This window comes from Acinetobacter sp. AS5 (assembly GCF_048957595.1).
GTDB lineage: Bacteria > Pseudomonadota > Gammaproteobacteria > Pseudomonadales > Moraxellaceae > Acinetobacter.
Genome location: NZ_JARDAL010000008.1, coordinates 61,576 through 78,169 on the forward strand (window position 1 = coordinate 61,576; position 16,594 = coordinate 78,169).

At 43.5% G+C, this 16,594-nt stretch carries 11 protein-coding genes and 2 pseudogenes; 5 read left to right on the forward strand and 8 right to left on the reverse strand.

Annotated features, from left to right (window positions below):
* Positions 1-62 precede the first annotated feature (62 nt).
* Positions 63-2,102, forward strand: a complete 2,040-nt coding sequence (gene ligA, locus PV763_RS03805; protein ID WP_420937379.1) for an NAD-dependent DNA ligase LigA — start codon at positions 63-65, stop codon at positions 2,100-2,102.
* 71 nt (positions 2,103-2,173) lie between these two features.
* Here ligA and PV763_RS03810 read toward each other — a convergent pair whose 3' ends face one another.
* Positions 2,174-3,241: an SDR family oxidoreductase gene (locus PV763_RS03810; protein WP_420937380.1), complete on the reverse strand. Its 1,068-nt coding sequence runs from the start codon at positions 3,239-3,241 to the stop codon at positions 2,174-2,176.
* Between the two features lie 342 nt (positions 3,242-3,583).
* On the opposite strand from PV763_RS03810, the gene ftn reads away from it, so the two are divergent.
* Positions 3,584-4,048, forward strand: a complete 465-nt coding sequence (gene ftn, locus PV763_RS03815; protein WP_420937381.1) for a heteropolymeric bacterioferritin subunit Ftn — start codon at positions 3,584-3,586, stop codon at positions 4,046-4,048.
* A gap of 55 nt (positions 4,049-4,103) precedes the next feature.
* On the opposite strand, the gene PV763_RS03820 is transcribed toward ftn, so the two are convergent.
* The 7 genes and pseudogenes from PV763_RS03820 to PV763_RS03850 all read right to left on the reverse strand — a co-directional run.
* Positions 4,104-4,520, reverse strand: coding sequence for an ExbD/TolR family protein (locus tag PV763_RS03820; protein WP_004279208.1), 417 nt, complete (start codon positions 4,518-4,520; stop codon positions 4,104-4,106).
* 21 nt (positions 4,521-4,541) lie between these two features.
* Positions 4,542-4,967 carry an ExbD/TolR family protein gene (locus tag PV763_RS03825; RefSeq protein ID WP_004279209.1) on the reverse strand — a complete coding sequence of 142 codons (426 nt, stop codon included), beginning with the start codon at positions 4,965-4,967 and terminating at the stop codon, positions 4,542-4,544.
* Positions 4,968-4,983: 16 nt separating this feature from the next.
* Complete coding sequence (locus tag PV763_RS03830; protein ID WP_420937382.1) at positions 4,984-5,883, reverse strand: MotA/TolQ/ExbB proton channel family protein; 900 nt, start codon at positions 5,881-5,883, stop codon at positions 4,984-4,986.
* A 36-nt stretch (positions 5,884-5,919) separates the two neighbouring features.
* Positions 5,920-6,621: an energy transducer TonB gene (locus PV763_RS03835; RefSeq protein ID WP_168730988.1), complete on the reverse strand. Its 702-nt coding sequence runs from the start codon at positions 6,619-6,621 to the stop codon at positions 5,920-5,922.
* 147 nt (positions 6,622-6,768) lie between these two features.
* Positions 6,769-8,253 (reverse strand): annotated as a pseudogene (locus PV763_RS03840) (TonB-dependent receptor domain-containing protein); the annotation flags it as partial.
* Positions 8,254-8,256: 3 nt separating this feature from the next.
* Positions 8,257-9,008, reverse strand: a protein-coding gene (locus PV763_RS03845; protein WP_103270875.1) for an IS5 family transposase whose coding sequence is annotated in 2 segments (ribosomal slippage) — positions 8,257-8,672 and positions 8,672-9,008 — 753 coding nt in all. Because the reading frame shifts where the segments join, the coding sequence is not laid out codon by codon here.
* 50 nt (positions 9,009-9,058) lie between these two features.
* Positions 9,059-10,249: pseudogene (locus tag PV763_RS03850) on the reverse strand (TonB-dependent receptor plug domain-containing protein); the annotation flags it as partial.
* Between the two features lie 724 nt (positions 10,250-10,973).
* Here PV763_RS03850 and PV763_RS03855 point away from each other — a divergent pair.
* The 3 genes from PV763_RS03855 to PV763_RS03865 are packed head-to-tail and all read left to right on the forward strand — an operon-like array spanning position 10,974 to position 16,582.
* Entirely contained in the window at positions 10,974-12,731 is a 1,758-nt protein-coding gene (locus PV763_RS03855; RefSeq protein WP_420937383.1) for an ABC transporter substrate-binding protein, read from the forward strand.
* 21 nt (positions 12,732-12,752) lie between these two features.
* Positions 12,753-14,555 carry an ABC transporter substrate-binding protein gene (locus PV763_RS03860; protein WP_420937384.1) on the forward strand — a complete coding sequence of 601 codons (1,803 nt, stop codon included), beginning with the start codon at positions 12,753-12,755 and terminating at the stop codon, positions 14,553-14,555.
* 20 nt (positions 14,556-14,575) lie between these two features.
* The gene (locus PV763_RS03865) at positions 14,576-16,582 is read left to right on the forward strand and encodes a M3 family metallopeptidase (RefSeq protein ID WP_420937385.1); all 2,007 of its coding nucleotides are present in this window, start codon (positions 14,576-14,578) and stop codon (positions 16,580-16,582) included.
* Positions 16,583-16,594 lie beyond the last annotated feature (12 nt).

Sequence of the window (16,594 nt, forward strand, 5' to 3'; positions counted from 1 at the left end):
ATAATAGCTAAAAGCTGAATATTCTACAGGGCGGATTTTCCGCCCTTTTTTATGGTGAAATTATGACCCAAGATGCCACTGTCATTGCGCAAATGCGTCAACTGATTCAACTGCTTGCCAAGCATAACCATGCTTATTATGTGATGGATCAACCGAGCATTGAAGACAGTGAATATGATCAGCTCTTTCATCAGCTCAAAGCCTTAGAACAACAATATCCTGACCTGATCCAGTCCGATAGCCCGACCGATAAAGTGGGTGGGCAGGCGCTTTCAAAATTTGTGACCGTAACACACGCCGTGCCGATGCTGTCATTAGGCAATGTCTTTAATCAGGAAGATCTGCTGGCTTTTGCCCGCCGTATTGAAGAACGTTTGCCGAATCAAAAAATTGAATATGATGTTGAACTGAAATTTGATGGTCTGGCCATTTCACTCTGGTATGAGCATGGCGTACTGACGCGTGGGGTGACGCGCGGCGATGGGGAAACCGGTGAAGACATCACCCAGAATGTCAGAACTATTCGCAACCTGCCGAAACTTTTATCTCCAGTGAATGGCATCATTCCCGATTTGTTGGAAGTCCGCGGCGAAGTGTTGATGCCGAAATCCGGTTTTGAAAAATTGAATGCTGCCAATGCCGCCAAAGGTGAAAAGACCTTTGCTAATCCGCGTAATGCTGCGGCAGGAAGTTTGCGTCAGCTGGACCCGAATATTGCTGCCTCGCGGCCATTGGCTTTTTATGCTTATGGGATTGCTCAGTGCGTGCCGCATCATGGACAAACCACTATGTCCGCCAGTCTGGAATGGTTACATCAGTTCGGTTTTGCGGTTGGCGAGCGTCACTTTATCTGTGACAGTATTCAGGACGTGCAAAAGGTCTACGAACAGATCATTGATGAGCGTGCCAGTCTCAGTGTCGAAATCGATGGTATGGTGATCAAGGTCAATGACCTGAAACAGCAACAACAGCTTGGTTTCCTGAGCCGTGAACCGCGTTGGGCCACCGCCTATAAATTTCCGGCAGTTGCAGCACTGACCACAGTAGAAAATATTAACTGGCAAGTGGGTCGTACTGGAACATTGACGCCGGTTGCGCGTTTAAATCCAGTTGCTGTCGGTGGAGTAACAGTATCTAATGTAACCCTGCACAATATTGGCGAAATTCACCGTCTGGATGTACGTATTGGTGATACCGTCAGTGTTTATCGTAGTGGCGATGTAATTCCTAAGGTGGAAAAAGTCTGGCCGGAATTTCGCCCGGTTGATGCAGTTGAAGTGCATTTACCTGAACAATGTCCAGTCTGTGATTCACCCGTGGTCATGCCGGAAGGCGAAGCCTTGGCACGCTGTTCGGGCGGACTATATTGTGCCGCGCAGCGTATTGAAGCCATTCGTCACTTTGTCTCACGTAAAGCCATGGATATTGAAGGCTTGGGTGACCGTTGGGCAGAATCGTTGCTGCATCTGAATCTACTCAAAGATGTCTCGGATATTTACCATCTGCATGAACATCGTCAGACGTTGCTCGGTATTGAAAAGATGGGGGCCAAATCGGTTCAGAATCTTTTGGATGCCATCGAAAACAGCAAGAAAACTACACTGGCTGCTTTTATCTATGCCCTCGGTATTCGTGGGGTAGGTGAAACCACGGCGCGGATGCTGGCCAATACTTTCCAAACACTGGAGGCATTACGCAATGCTGATATTGAAGCATTAAAGAAAACACCAGATGTCGGTGATATTACTGCGGAATGGATTCTGGATTTCTTCCAGGCGCCACATAATCTGGAAGTTTTGGATCGTTTACTGGCTGCCGGTATTCACTGGGATGCACCGATTGCACCGACCCGTCAGCCATTGAACGGCGAAAGCTGGGTGGTTACCGGAACTTTAAGCAGTATGGGACGGGATGATGCCACCCAGTTATTGCAAGCCTTAGGTGCGCGAGTCAGTGGCAGTGTGTCTAGTAAAACCAAATGTGTGGTTGCAGGTGAAAAAGCTGGCTCAAAACTGGATAAAGCAGAAAAACTGGGTATCCCAGTGATCAATGAACAACAGTTTATTGGCTTGATGCAGGATTATGGTCAGCTTGAGGCCTAAATCTCTGGATATTTCATGAAAGAATAAGAGTTAAAAAAGCCACCTTCGGGTGGCTTTTTCGCATAGAAAGATTAAGGAATATATTTTTTCACGACACCATCATCGAGCAGCTGCTGGAAATGTTCCACCAGACTTTCTTTCACCGGACGATACTCAATACCGAGCTCATCTTTACTTTTCTGGGCATTAAAGAAAATTGGATAACCCATATTCAGTTCTACAAATTTGCGGCTAAAACCTGCTACAGGCCCGAACAGTTTAAAGGCTGCTTTGGGCAGTTGATTGCGCGGGAACGGAAACTTATTGCCAAAATGTGCTCGCAGAATTTGGCCCATTTCCAGCAGGCTCAAGCTTTCACTACAAATGATATAACGGCCATGCGCTTGCGGATTAAACGCAGCACGGATATGCGCTTCAGCGACATCCTGAACATCGACCACGCCATTCCACATCGGTGGAACGCCAAGCAGGGTCATGCCGTTGGCAAACTGTTGCAGGACTTCCACACTGCCGGATTGGGTATTTGGGGTTAAGGATTGACCAAAAACCAGTGCAGGATTGATACAGACCAGATCCCAGCGATCCTGTGCTTCAGCCATTTCCCAGGCTTTACGCTCTGCCATGACTTTAGAATAAGGATAAGGCTGATGTGTGGCTGAACTGGTGGTATTCCAGCATGATTCATCAAAACTGTTATTCTCAGTTTGTAGAATATCAATGGCATCGCCATAGGTAGATGCGATACTCGATGTCACGATCACGCGTTTCACTGATTCAGTCTGATTGACACTATTCAGTACATTTTCAGTGCCTAACACCGCAGGTTCGATAATATCTTTGACTGCATCTTTATAGTTGGTGACCACAAAAGGTGAGGCCATATGAAAGACAATTTCACAGCCTTGCATCGCCTGATCAAAAGAACCCGGGCTTAATAAATTGGCCTGAAATAACTTGAGAGTTCCCGGTGTGCTGTCGGCAATTTTTTCTAAATGGGCAAAGCTTTTACTTTTATTTAGGTCACGTACCGTGGCATGTACAGTATAGCCTTGCGTGAGTAATTTCTGGATGACCCAGCTGGCAATATAACCCGATGCACCGGTAACCAGAACAGGCGCTGTTGTTTGTGGATGTGTCATATCGGAACCGTTGTTGTTTTAAATTTGTGTGAATGATAAGCGAAATTTAAGCATGAAGTACGCCAATGCAGTGATATTTATACAAAAAGAATGAATCTGTCTGGTCAAAATTAAGATTTACAAATTTTAACGCATGTGTTTATTTGCCGGTTTTAGGTTATTGGCAAGCGTAATGAAAATGCAAAGTGTTGTTTTATAAATGGGATTTCATTAAGAACGAAGTGTAAATGCAAGTACTTCTCATTTTAATTATATAAAAATCAAATATTTAACCATGGTTAAGCTTTGCAAATTCAATTGCTTTTCGCCATAATAGCAAAATACAGGTAGGGAGTTATTCAAATGCGCGGAAATCCAGAAGTCGTAGATTATTTAAATATGTTGATCGGTGGCGAACTGGCTGCTCGTGACCAATACTTGATTCACTCTCGTATGTATGAAGATTGGGGATTGACCAAAATCTTTGAACGTATCGATCACGAAATGCAAGAAGAGTCCCAGCATGCGGATGCGATTATCCGTCGTGTTCTGTTCCTTGAAGGAACGCCAAACATGCAGCGCGATTTCGTTGAGATTGGCGAGGATGTGGTGAGCTGCCTGAAAGCCGATCTAAAACTTGAATATCATGTGCGGGAAAAACTGGCGCAGGGCATCAAACTGTGCGAAGAGAAAGGTGACTATATCAGCCGTGATATGTTACGCCAGCAAATGTCGGATACCGAAGAAGACCATACTTACTGGTTAGAAAAACAATTGCGCTTAATCGAACTGATTGGTCTGCAAAATTATATTCAGTCACAGATGTAAAACCGGATGAATAAAAAACCCAGCACATGCTGGGTTTTTTATATCTTGAAAATACTTAGTTGTTATTACTCATAATGCCAATTTTTTTGACCTCCAGCCTTTGAGCTGCCGCCATGACCATAGCGATATGTTTATATTCAGTGGCACGATCCGCCTTGATTTTAATCTGATCCTGATCCGCTTTTTGCGCTACTGTCTTGAATAAGTTTTCCAGAGCTTGGGTATTTGCTACCGGCTGTTCATTCCAGAAAATCTTACCTTGTGCATCCAGACGTAATTCCACCAGCTCAGGCGGTTTTTCATCGGTTACAGGAGGCGTTCCATTCGGTAGATCGATATTAATCGAGTTATTCGGCAAAGGAATTGTGATAATAAACATAATCAGCAAGACCAGCATGACATCAATCAATGGGGTCATGTTGACATCTAACATCACATCATCGTCTTGATTTGAACCAACATTCATACCCATAAACTTAATCCTTCTTTGTGCTTAAGGTGTAGCGGGCGGAGTGGTGACAAAAGCAATTTTGCCAATACCGGCCTGTTGGGTGGTACTAATCACCTGATCAATTGCTTCATAAGGTGTTAACTGATCACCACGAATATGCACTTCAGGCTGCGGACGTTTCTGTGCTTCTGCCTGTAAACGGCTCAGTAAAACTGTTTTATCTGCGATATAGATTTCGTTCCAGAAAATATCACCTGTTTTATTGACAGCCAGCTGAACATTTTCTGGCTTGGTTTCATACGGTACATTTCTTTCTTCGGGCAGATCGACTGGTACGGTATGAATGGCAACCGGTACAGTAATCAGGAAGATAATGAGCAGAACCAGCATAATATCAACCAAAGGTGTGGTATTAATGGTTCCAATTACCTCATCATCGCTGTCGTTTGAATTGACCATCATTCCCATGGCTGATGCCTCACTCTTACTTCACGTCACGATTAACAGGATTATTGGTTGTAATTTCACCGCTGAGTAATACTGCGTGTAAATCAGAACCAAAGGTACGCACTTCTTCCATGACCGCTTTATTACGGCGAGTTAACCAGTTGTAGCCAAGTACTGCCGGGACTGCGACTGCCAGACCAATTGCAGTCATGATCAGTGCTTCACCGACTGGGCCGGCAACTTTATCAATGGATGCTTGTCCTGAAACACCAATGGCAGTCAGTGCATGGTAAATCCCCCAAACCGTACCAAACAGGCCAACAAAGGGTGCAGTAGAACCGACTGTCGCAAGGAAGGCCAGGCCACCACTCAGATGGTTCTGGATTTTGTCGATTGCACGGGAAATTGAGATGGTGACCCAGGTATTGAAGTCAATACGCTCAAGTAATGTGCCACCATGATTTTTGGTTGACTTGATACCTTTTTCCGCAATAAAACGGTAGACGCTGGCTTCATCCAGGTTCTCGGTGGCATTATCTAGAGAAGAAGATTCCCAGAAAGTATTTTCAGCTTGCTTAGCCTGTTTGCGAATCTTGCCTTGTTGTAGGCATTTGCTGATCATGATGTACCAGGTGCCGATCGACATGACAACCAGAATAAACAAAGTGATTTTAGAAACAATATCACCTTCTTTCCACATGGCTTCCAGACCATAAGGATTATATCCAGCCTTTTCATCCTTAGCTTCAGCTGGTAATGGCGGTGTAGCCGCTGTAGCCGCTGTTGCAGGTGTTTTTACCGCTGTTTCAGTGACAGCACTGGTATTGGGTGTAGCGGACTGTTCTGCAAAAACTGTTTGCAGAGGTAATAAGGTACTAATGGCAATTACACCGGCAGCAGTCATATTTTTTAAAGGTTTTAGTGATTTTTTCATCATGGATCTCCTGATTTTTTTCTTTATCTGTTGTATCTGTTAGTCAAGGACAAATTCATATGGAATGTCATACCAAGATTCTTGCGGTTCGCCATTTTTCATTGCCGGCTTGAAAGTACATAAACTGAAGGCCTTGGATGCTGCACGATCCAGCGCACGACTACCGCTCGACTTTTTCACTTTGGCATCCTGGACCTTGCCGGTGGTATTTACATATACAGAGATCAGCACTTCACCTTGCTCTTCATTCATCAGTGCATCACGTGGATAGTCTGGGCGTTTACAACCTGCTTCACCTTGTGTCACCCCACGAGTGACACCAGCGGGTGGAGGAGCTGGTGCTGGAGCGGCTGCGACTACTGCAGCCGGTGCTGCTACCGGACTTGGTGAAGGACTCGCTGCAACGGGAGTAGGTACTGCAACAGTTGTCGGTTGAGTTGGCGTTGGAAGTGTTTTCTGTACAGGAACTACTTTTTCAACCGGTTTCACCTCAGGCACTTGTGCTACTTTTTCTACGATTTTCGGTGGTTCAGGTGGTGTTTCTTTTGGTGGCTCAGGTTCAGGCGGCTTAATATCTTGAATAATCATTAGCTCAACTGGCTGTTCCGTCGGTTTAATAATGTCTTTTGCCATACCAGCCATAAGTACCAGGCCAACCAGGATATGCAAAAAAACAACGACCCCAATACCAGTCAGTTTTTTGGCGGAGTTTTTTTCTAAGTCTTCAAACTTTGTGCCCATCATGACTCCTAGAATTTAAGACAAACAGGAAATAGTGCACTGATGAGAAATTTTTTTGATTACAGGCAGCATTATTTTTTGTTTGGCTAAAATTAAACGGGGAAAACCGCAAACACCGCTTGGCAGCAGTGTTTGCGAAGTAATTAATTAAAAGAATTTATAGGTACCACGTAGGAAGTAAGCGCGGCCTGTTGGATCGCTATAACGTGGGTCATAACCGTATTGGAAGTTATCCATTACGTCAGAGGCAGGTGGTTCTGCATCGAACATATTTTTAATACCGGCAGTTAGCTCCAGATTCTTAAATCCTTTGTAAGTACCAGAAATGTTGTATACGGTGTAGTCAGCAACATCACGTTCTTCCGAATAGTCTTCATAACCACGAACGAACTGTTGTTCAAACACCATTCTCCAGTTTTCATAAGACCAGTTCACGTTTGCAGTATGTTTCCAGCGAACAACTGCTGGGTCATCATAAAGACCGACATAACCTTCCCACTCGCCGCCTGGTTCACTTTGGTAATCCATTTTGATCACATAAGTACCGTCAATACCGAAACCGAAGCGGCCAGTTGACGTCATTGGAGAAAGATAGTTCAAACTCAAATCAATACCTTGAGTTTTCAAGCCACCGGAGTTAATCAAGTTAGTTGAGATATGATCGATACGACCTTCTGCATTACGAACAAAGTATTGAGCATATTTTTCTGGATCACCAAAAATTGATGCTTCACCAATCGTTCCAACTAGGTTTTCAATTTCGATATTGTAGTAATCGGCAGTGAAAACTAAGTTTTTGATCGGTTCAAAGACAAAACCAGCCATGTAAGATGTTGATTCTTCTGGACCTAGTTCAGAATTTCCGCCTTGGGTACGGATAAACTGGGTATTACATTCAGTTTGGTATCTGGTTTCAGTTGGTGTACCACCCGGGCAAAGAACCGGGTCGTTATATCTTGCACCAGTCCAGGTTCTGACCGAAGGAGCATTGACTTCATATAAGCTTGGTGCACGGAAACCGGTACTGTAAGAAGTACGGAACATGAGTTCTTTAACTGGTTCCCAGCGTAAGGCCACTTTAGGATTAAAGGTGTCACCAAAATCGCTATAGTCATCATAACGAGCGGCCAACTGTAATTCCAGGTTGGTCAATAAAGGTACTTGGAGTTCAGTAAATACTGCACTAATGTCACGATCGCCTGAGCTTTTTGGTTTATTTGGATCAATACCACTGCCTGGAACTTGAGCAACAATTTCAGAATTTACAGTTGCTTCCCAGTCTTGTTTGGAGAAACTGCCACCGAGTGCAAAACCGACATCACCTGCAGGCAGTGTGTAGATTGGACGACTCACGGTAAAGTCAATTGTAGTGGATTCTAAAGATGCCTGATTGGTATCGCCTTTGACATCAAAAGTGTTCCATAAGCCGGCATTGGCTGCTGCTTGTGGGCCAAATGGGTTTAAAGTTCCATTATCAAGTGCAGCCTGAACTCTACTGCGGTTTAAATAACCACTTACGAAACTGTCAGTCGCATCACTTTTTGCATAAGTAACACCACCATTCATATCCCAACCGTATGCTTCACCTTCAATCCCTGCAAAGATACGGTTCGATTCGTTAGGGTCTGTTGAGAATTACCGAGAGTTAATTAAACTCGCGCACAATTGAATCATGGCTTCAAAACTCGTATCTGTTTTACAACTACGCATCGCTATACGTTTAAATTCTTTTAACTTACAGAAATAGTTTTCAATGAGATGACGCCATTTATACATAATCGTATCAAAGGCTCTCATTACTTTTCGATTAGATTTGGGTGGGATCACCACTTTCACTTTACGTTCATTGAGTTCTTGGATGAGCCAATCTGCATCAAATGCTTTATCCGCTAGTAATGCTTGAAAATCAACATCTTCAATTAAAGGTTTGGTTTCTACTAAATCGTGATATTGACCAGGCATTAATCGAAACTTAATGAGGTTGCCTAGACTATCTACTAAGGCAAGAATTTTACAGGTCATTCCACCTCGAGATTTACCTATAGACTGTTTGAAAGTCCCCCTTTTGCACCTTGGCCATGTCGATGAACTTTAACAATCGTTCCATCAATCATGGCGTATTCCAAATCAACATCTTCATTTACAGATGCAAAAATAGTTTCAAATACACCAGCTTTCACCCAATCACGGTATCTTTTAAAGACGGTATTCCATTTACCAAAATGAGCAGGTAGATCACGCCATGGACTGCCTGTACGGGCAATCCATAGGACTGCTTCTAAAAATAATCGATTATCTTTTCCACTACGACCTCGATCGGTCACTTTACCTAGGCAAAAAGGTTCCATTTTTGCCCATTGGGCATCAGTAAGTATGTATCTATCCATAGTACTATTATAAATTAATCAGTAGCCTTTGTTAATTCTCAACAAGCCCTAATTGACTTAGAAACACGGTTACCGCCTTGTGAACGTAGATACAGTTGTAATGTGTTAGTCGCCAAGCCATCAACTGCTGGAGTAATACCTTTGCCAGGGTAATATTGACTGGCATAAGGCAAGGTCACACTACGGCTATAAACATCAGGCGCAATTGAAGTGGTTACTTCATCACGTGCATAGATATACTCACCAATCGCATTAAAGTTATCTGACAATTTGAAAGTTGCGCGACCTAACGCAGAAAGATTCTCTTGTTCAGGCACAATACCAATAACAGTTTGGGTATTTAAATAACAGAAACCATCTTCAGCAACAGTATCTTTGGTATTTAAACAATTATCCCCATAAGGGTTACCCAAAATACCTGTGATAGGATCGTAGAAGTTTGCAGGGAAAGCATTTGCTGAACTGCCATCAATTCCTAATTCAGGAAGTACCCCACCACGGCGGCTGACTTTACGGTCTTTTGCCCAAATCGTATCTTGTTTTCGGTAATCGATCACACCGTAGACATTAAAACCTTGTTCATCTAGATCGCCATATCCCCCAAAAATCGAAACGTCAATTTTTTCGCCGCCTTTTTCTTCAGGAATTTGACCACCTAAAGTAATGCCCACGCCTTCATATTGCTTTTTCGTAATAAAGTTGATTACACCACCCACTGCATCTGCACCATAGACTGCAGATGCGCCGTCACGTAAGACTTCAATGCGCTCTACCAATGCGAGAGGGATGTTGTTTAAGTTGGTTGAATCGGTACCAAATGCACTGCTTGCAACACGGCGACCATTAATTAAAACTAAAGTTTTATCCGAACCAAGACCACGTAAATTTGCTGTTGAACCACTGGTATTACTGGCACCGACATTTTGTGCTGTGACATAACTTGCTTGGTTGGCACTGACTTTCATCAATGCTTCTTCTACAGTGGTTACCCCCTGATTCACCAGATCTTCACCTTTAATAATCGTGATTGGTGAGGCGCTTTGTGCGGCTACACCTTTAATAGATGATCCAGTAACTCGCACTTTCTCAACCTTGGTAGGTTGTGCAGCGGAGTTTTCTGGTTCATCTGCTGCATGTGCCAGCGAAAGACACATCATGCTTAAGCTTAACGCGCTTAATTTGATGAGTTTTTTGCCAACGGTTGGAGCCCCCATAGATCCGACCAATTTGTTTTTTTTCATCGTAATTTTCACCCTTTTGTTATGTGAAGTAGTGCTGGGAGGACTTAAGCAAAGCGAATGCCAACTTATAAATTATTAATTTTAAAAAATATTAAGTGATTGAAAAAATTATATTTAATTTGATTTTTTTGGAGGTGTACTAAGTTCTGATGAAGAAATATTAAGAGAGTAGGGTTTAAAATCTGAAGAAAGTCTCTATAGGAAACCATGAGAAAGTAAAAAATAAATATTTAATGAATAAGAATGGAATCTAAAATTGAAAGGGAAATTGAATAAAGTTTAATCATGGTGCATGATTTTTACATAAAATATACAATAATTTAATAAGATAATAATTATATATTTCATTTGCTTATGTATGTATTTTCTTAGGTTGAAGTAGTGGGAGGATGCAATAATATGAAACAGGTCTGGTTTATTTTTGTGCAGACTAGGCTTGGAGCTAGATTTTAAGAATAAATATTAAATTAATGATTCATGGAAAATATTATGTTATTGATAATGTTTTAAATGATTAATAAAAATAAGCTTTTTTGAGTTAATAACAGGAAAAAATCGTTATTTTTCGAGGATGGCATGAAATTCGCTTTGTTCATTTTATTCCATCTGTCCAGCTTTGACCCATCCATTGAAGCAAATATGGGATGATGTGTTAAAGACTTCCTATAGCAATAAAACTTCAAGATCAAGAATAGGTACAAATTTGAAATCAGCACTTTTCAGCATGACAATTTTGGCCTTGGCCATGACTACGGGGCAAGCCTCCTGGGCAAAATCATCTGCACATCCGGATAAAGTTTTAAACCTGGCTTTTGAAGCACCTGATGATGGTTTTGATATGGTCAAAACCTATAATTTTTATAGTGGTAGCGTTGCTGAAGCCATTTTTGAACCCTTGTTGCGTTATGACTATCTGGCGCGGCCTGCAATCCTGGCTCCAAATACAGCCGAATCTTTACCCAAGGTTGAGCAGGATGGCAAAGTTTATACCTTTAAAATCAAGCCAGGAATTTATTTTAGTCCTGATCCTGTATTTCAGGGCAAGAAGCGTGAACTGGTGGCGCGTGATTATATCTACTCCATGCAAAGGATCATGGATCCAAAAAATCATTCTCCTTCTTTTTCTTTTATTGATGGAAAAATCCTTGGGGCAGATCAGGTCATCCAGCAGGCTAAAAAAACTGGCAAGTTCAACTACGATGCACCTATTCCCGGTTTAAAAGCACTAGATAAATATACCTTACAAATTACCCTGACCCGTTCCGATCTGAATTTTCCATATATTCTGGCCTATGTGGCTTTTAGTGGTACCGCACGGGAAGCGATCGAACATTATGGTCATCGGGCAGGTCAGCATCCGGTTGGAACAGGAGCGTATCAGTTACACAAATATGTTCCGCGTAGCCGTATTGAACTGACTGCCAACCCGAATTATCGTGGTTTTGTCTGGAACTTTAAGGGCGATGGTTCCGAGTGGGATCAACGTATTGTCAAAGCCATGCAAGGCAAGCAGATGCCGCAAATTGGCAAGGTCAAAATCAGTATTATTGAAGAGGAACAGTCTCGCTGGCTGGCTTTAAAGTCTGGACAACTGGACTATGACAAACTCACTGCGAGCGGCGCCGAACAGGCACTGGAAAATAAGCAGCTGAAAAGTGAATACAAGAAAAAAGGCATCCTGCACTATCCGAATAAAGAACCGGAAATTACCTACACTATCATGAATATGCGTGATCCGGTGATTGGTGGGAATTCACTGGAAAAAATTGCCTTACGTCGTGCTCTCGCCTTGTCCTATAACCAGAAAGAAGCTATCCAGCAGTTGTACAAAGGTCATGCCGATAAAGCTGAAATGATTTTGCCAGAGGGAGTAGGTGGACATGACCCGACGTATAAAAGCAGTATTGCTTATAACCCATTACTGGCCAATAAACTGCTTGACCGCTTTGGTTATAAGAAAGGCGCTAATGGTTACCGTAGCTTGCCTGATGGCAAGCCTCTGATACTAAAAATGAATTCAACCAGCTCAAGCTCTTCGGTGATTTCTGCAGAATTATGGAAAAAAAATCTGGATGCGATCGGGGTGCGAATTGAGTTCAAGGTCAGTAATTTTGCTGACAATTTAAAAGAAGCCACCCAATGCAAGCATATGATGTGGGGTGGAGCCTGGATTGCGGACTATCCGGAAGGGGAAAACTTTGCCCAGTTACTGTATGGGCCAAATGCGCAGCAAGGCAACCTGAGTTGCTATACCTCCAAAACTTATGATGCACTGTACCAGACCGCGATGAAACTGCCGCCGCAGCAGCGGGCGCCATATTATGAGCAGATGAACCGTCAGATGGAGGCCGATAATCCATGGATTCTGCACAATACCCGTATACGCAACTGGTTGATTCATCCGCATGTGCAGGGCTTTAAAGCCCATCCGGTGACCAGAGCAGTTTGGCAATATATGGATATTGAACCTGTTAAAAAATAACTTGAGAAGATTAAGAACCATATGAATGTGAATACAAATGCTTTAAAAAAACTGGCTCGTGGGGTGTTAGTGGCTGGTTTGATGATGGCAGGGGTTGCGTCCACATGGGCTGCCAATCCTGCCAACCCGAATAAAGTTTTAAAAACAGTATTTCCGGCGGCTGAAACCGGTTTTGATCCGGGTTATATCCATGACCGTTATTCAGCCAAGATTAATGCGGCGATTTTTGAGACCTTATTTACCTATGACTATCTGGCCTCGCCGGCAAAATTAGTGCCATTAACTGCAGTCAGTCTGCCTCAAGTCAGTGCGGATGGCCTGACTTATACCATCAAAATCAAAAAGGGCATTTACTTTGCCGATGATCCTGTTTTCGGCGGTAAAAAACGTGAACTGACTTCGTATGACTATGCCTATAGCTTGAAACGTCTACTGGACCCAAAGCTGCATTCACCGAACAGCTGGTTGCTGGATGGCCGAATTAAGGGGCTGGACGCATGGATGGCCCTAACCAAAAAAAATGGCAAAGCCTATGAAAATCCGTTTGAAGGTATTCAGACCCCAGACCGCTATACCTTGATATTAAAGCTGAATAATCCGGATCAGAACTTTCCGATGTTGCTGGCACATGGGCCTGCCGCTGCAGTAGCTCGTGAAGTGATTGAAAAATATAAAGACAAAGCGGGTTGGGTCATGAATAGGCCAGTGGGAACTGGTCCTTATGTGCTCAGTCGCTGGACACCAGGCTCACGGATTATCTTAAAACCAAATCCAGCTTATCGTGGTTTTGTCTGGGACTTTAAAGCCAGTGGTGCAGAAGATCAGGCTATTGTAAAAGCCATGCAGGGCAAAAAAATGCCTCAAATCGGCACTATTGATGTGCGTGTTATTGAAGAAGCGCAATCCCGGATGCTGGCATTTAAGAAAAATGAACTGGACCTGCTCGAAATTGAGGGCGATATCGTCGTACAGGCCCTCGATGGTGACAAATTAAAGCCTGAGCTGGCTCAGCAGGGAGTGAAGCTGTCACGTATTTTAGAGCCCTCCATTAGCTACCATTACTGGAATATGCAAAACCCGGTCGTGGGTGGTTTCGCGCCAGAAAAAATTGCCTTACGTCGTGCCATGGCGATGGCATTTTCTGTAGAAAACATGATCAATGTATTACTTAAGGGGGATGGAGCAAAACTGCACATGCCTATCCCCCCAGGAGTAGCAGGCTATTCACCGTCCTATAAAAGCAGTATTCCCTATTCAGTCAAAGCAGCCAACATGTTGCTCGACCGCTATAACTACAAGATCGGTGCAGATGGCTGGCGGAAAACGCCTGAAGGTAAACCTCTGGTGATTGAACTGATTACTGGGAATACCAGTCGGGGCCAGCAGCAGGGTGAGTTCTGGAAAAAGACCCTGGACAGTATTCATATTCGATTGACCAGTAAGGCCATGCCATTTGCTGAAGGCATCAAGCTGGAAAAGCAATGTAAAACCATGTTCAAGAGTTCTGCATGGATTGCCGATTATCCGGATGCCGACAATTTTATGCAGCTGTTCTATGGCAAGAATGTCAATGTCACCAACAATGCCTGTTTCAAGCATCCTGAATTTGACCGTCTTTACGAGCAAACCCAGAGCATGCCGCCAGGTCCGGAGCGTGATCTGCTCTATCGCAAAATGACCAGGATTCTCGAAGTCAACATGCCAACCCTGATGCTCTATAGCACCTACCGTAACGCCTTGACCCAACCCCAAATTATTGGACATAAGTCTCATCCGATTCTGTCTTCAGAATGGATGTATATCGATATTAATACGAAAAAGTAAGAAAAAATCTGGAGATGAATATGAAATCAAAGTCTTTAAAATTAAGTACCTTATGTTTAATGATAATGGGGGGATATCAAGGTGTAGCGGCAGATACCCAAGTACAGCTGTTGCAATTGTTCAAGGCTGCAGAAATTCCGTCTTTATGTGATGCCAGTCTGGCTTCCATGCAAAAAGATATCCAGATATTTGAAAATAAAAAAATTAAAGATAAAGCCAAGGCAGGACCTTATCTAGCTGAATGGGATGAGTTGCATGCCAAAGCCCGGGATTTCGGTGCAGCAGTAGGGCTGTACAGTAATGTCGATCCGGATCCTGCATTGCGTCAGGCAGCCGATGACTGTGAACTTAAAATCAGCAAATACCAAACCACCCTGTATCAGAATCCGAAACTGTATGGACAGTTCAAAAAACTGAAAGCCAGTGATCCGATTGATCAGAAATTTTTAGAAGATATTCTGGAGCAGTTTGAGAACACCGGGGTGCAACTCAGTGCAGAAAAACAGAAACGACTGAAAGAAATTATTGAAGAAAGTACCAAACTGGGACAGGACTTTTCCAAAAATGTGCGGGATAACCCTGAAAAAGTTGAATTTACTCCAGCTGAAATGAAAGGCCTGCCAGAAAGTTACATCGCAAATTTAAAGAAAAATGAAAAGGGCAATTATCTGCTCGGCTTTGATTATCCGGAATACCAGCCTTTTATGGAGCTGGCAGAAAGTGATGAAGCACGCAAACGTTACCAGACCGCTTACACGCGTCGCGGGACCGAACAAAACTTGCAATTCATGAAAAAAGCCATTGATCTGCGTTATGAAATGGCACAACTTTTTGATAAGGAAAGCTATGCTCATTCTGCGCTTGAATTCCGTATGGCCAAAACTCCTGAAGCAGTGAACGGTTTTCTGGATGAGGTTTATGCCAAAGTTGCACCTCTAGAAAAGCAGGATGTAGAACAATTACGCCAGTTCAAGGCTGAAACTTTAAAAGTTCCGTTAGAGAAAGCAGAAATTACACGCTGGAATCAGGGTTATTGGAGTGAAAAACTGCGTCAGGCCAAATACAAGGTAGACCAGGAAAAATTGCGGGATTATTTCCCGACAGAAGCATCGCAAAAATGGTTATTCGCTATTTCTTCGGAACTCTATGGCATTGAGTTCAAGCCGGTGAAAGTCAAGGCCTGGCATGATGAAGTGGAATATTATGCGGTACATGACAAGGCTACGGGCGAATTCCTGGGCGGATTATATGTTGATAAATACCCGCGTGAAGGCAAATATGGGCATGCAGCTGTCTGGGGAGCTTATGGCGGCAGTACCCTGAATCAGCGTCGTCCGGTATCGGTACTGGTGACCAATTTTAACCGTAAGGGCTTGAACAGCAATGAACTGGAAACCTTTGTGCATGAAATGGGTCATGCCTTGCACGGGATTCTTTCGAAGACCCGCTATACAGAACAGTCTGGTACCTCGGTAGAGCGTGACTTTGTAGAAGCACCATCACAGATGTATGAAGAGTGGGCACGCCGTCTGGAAACCTTGTCAAAAGTAGCAGATTACTGTGAGCCGGCATGTCCTCGGGTGGATGCTGCCATGACCGAGCGCTTAAAGAATGTGAAGAATTACGGTCGAGGCCTGCATTACGCCCGTCAGGCTTTATATGCCCAATATGATATGGCCTTGCATGGTAAAGATGCAAAAAACATTGAGCCTTTAAAACTCTGGCAGGATATGGAAGGCAAGACCGCCTTGGGTTATGTCAACGGTCAGCAGTTCCCGGGACAGTTCGGGCATCTGATGGGCGGCTATCAGGCAGGTTACTACAGCTATATGTGGTCTGAGGTCATTGCCCTGGATATGCTTTCATCCTTTGGTGATCAGCTGATGGACAAGAAAGTCGGTGCGCATTATCGCAATACGGTCCTGGCCCAAGGCGGACAAAAGCATGGCGAGCAAATGGTGAAAGACTTCTTGGGTCGTGATCCGGACAGCAAAGCTTTCTTTAATGAAATTTCAGGAAAAAATTAAGGAAGGCAAGCG

Excerpts from the sequence above, each read along its gene's own strand:
- ligA (WP_420937379.1), top strand. The coding sequence starts at position 63 with ATGACCCAAGATGCCACTGTCATTGCGCAAATGCGTCAACTGATTCAA.
- PV763_RS03810 (WP_420937380.1), bottom strand. The coding sequence starts at position 3,241 with ATGACACATCCACAAACAACAGCGCCTGTTCTGGTTACCGGTGCATCG.
- ftn (WP_420937381.1), top strand. The coding sequence starts at position 3,584 with ATGCGCGGAAATCCAGAAGTCGTAGATTATTTAAATATGTTGATCGGT.
- PV763_RS03820 (WP_004279208.1), bottom strand. The coding sequence starts at position 4,520 with ATGGGTATGAATGTTGGTTCAAATCAAGACGATGATGTGATGTTAGAT.
- PV763_RS03825 (WP_004279209.1), bottom strand. The coding sequence starts at position 4,967 with ATGGGAATGATGGTCAATTCAAACGACAGCGATGATGAGGTAATTGGA.
- PV763_RS03830 (WP_420937382.1), bottom strand. The coding sequence starts at position 5,883 with ATGATGAAAAAATCACTAAAACCTTTAAAAAATATGACTGCTGCCGGT.
- PV763_RS03835 (WP_168730988.1), bottom strand. The coding sequence starts at position 6,621 with ATGGGCACAAAGTTTGAAGACTTAGAAAAAAACTCCGCCAAAAAACTG.
- PV763_RS03855 (WP_420937383.1), top strand. The coding sequence starts at position 10,974 with ATGACAATTTTGGCCTTGGCCATGACTACGGGGCAAGCCTCCTGGGCA.
- PV763_RS03860 (WP_420937384.1), top strand. The coding sequence starts at position 12,753 with ATGAATGTGAATACAAATGCTTTAAAAAAACTGGCTCGTGGGGTGTTA.
- PV763_RS03865 (WP_420937385.1), top strand. The coding sequence starts at position 14,576 with ATGAAATCAAAGTCTTTAAAATTAAGTACCTTATGTTTAATGATAATG.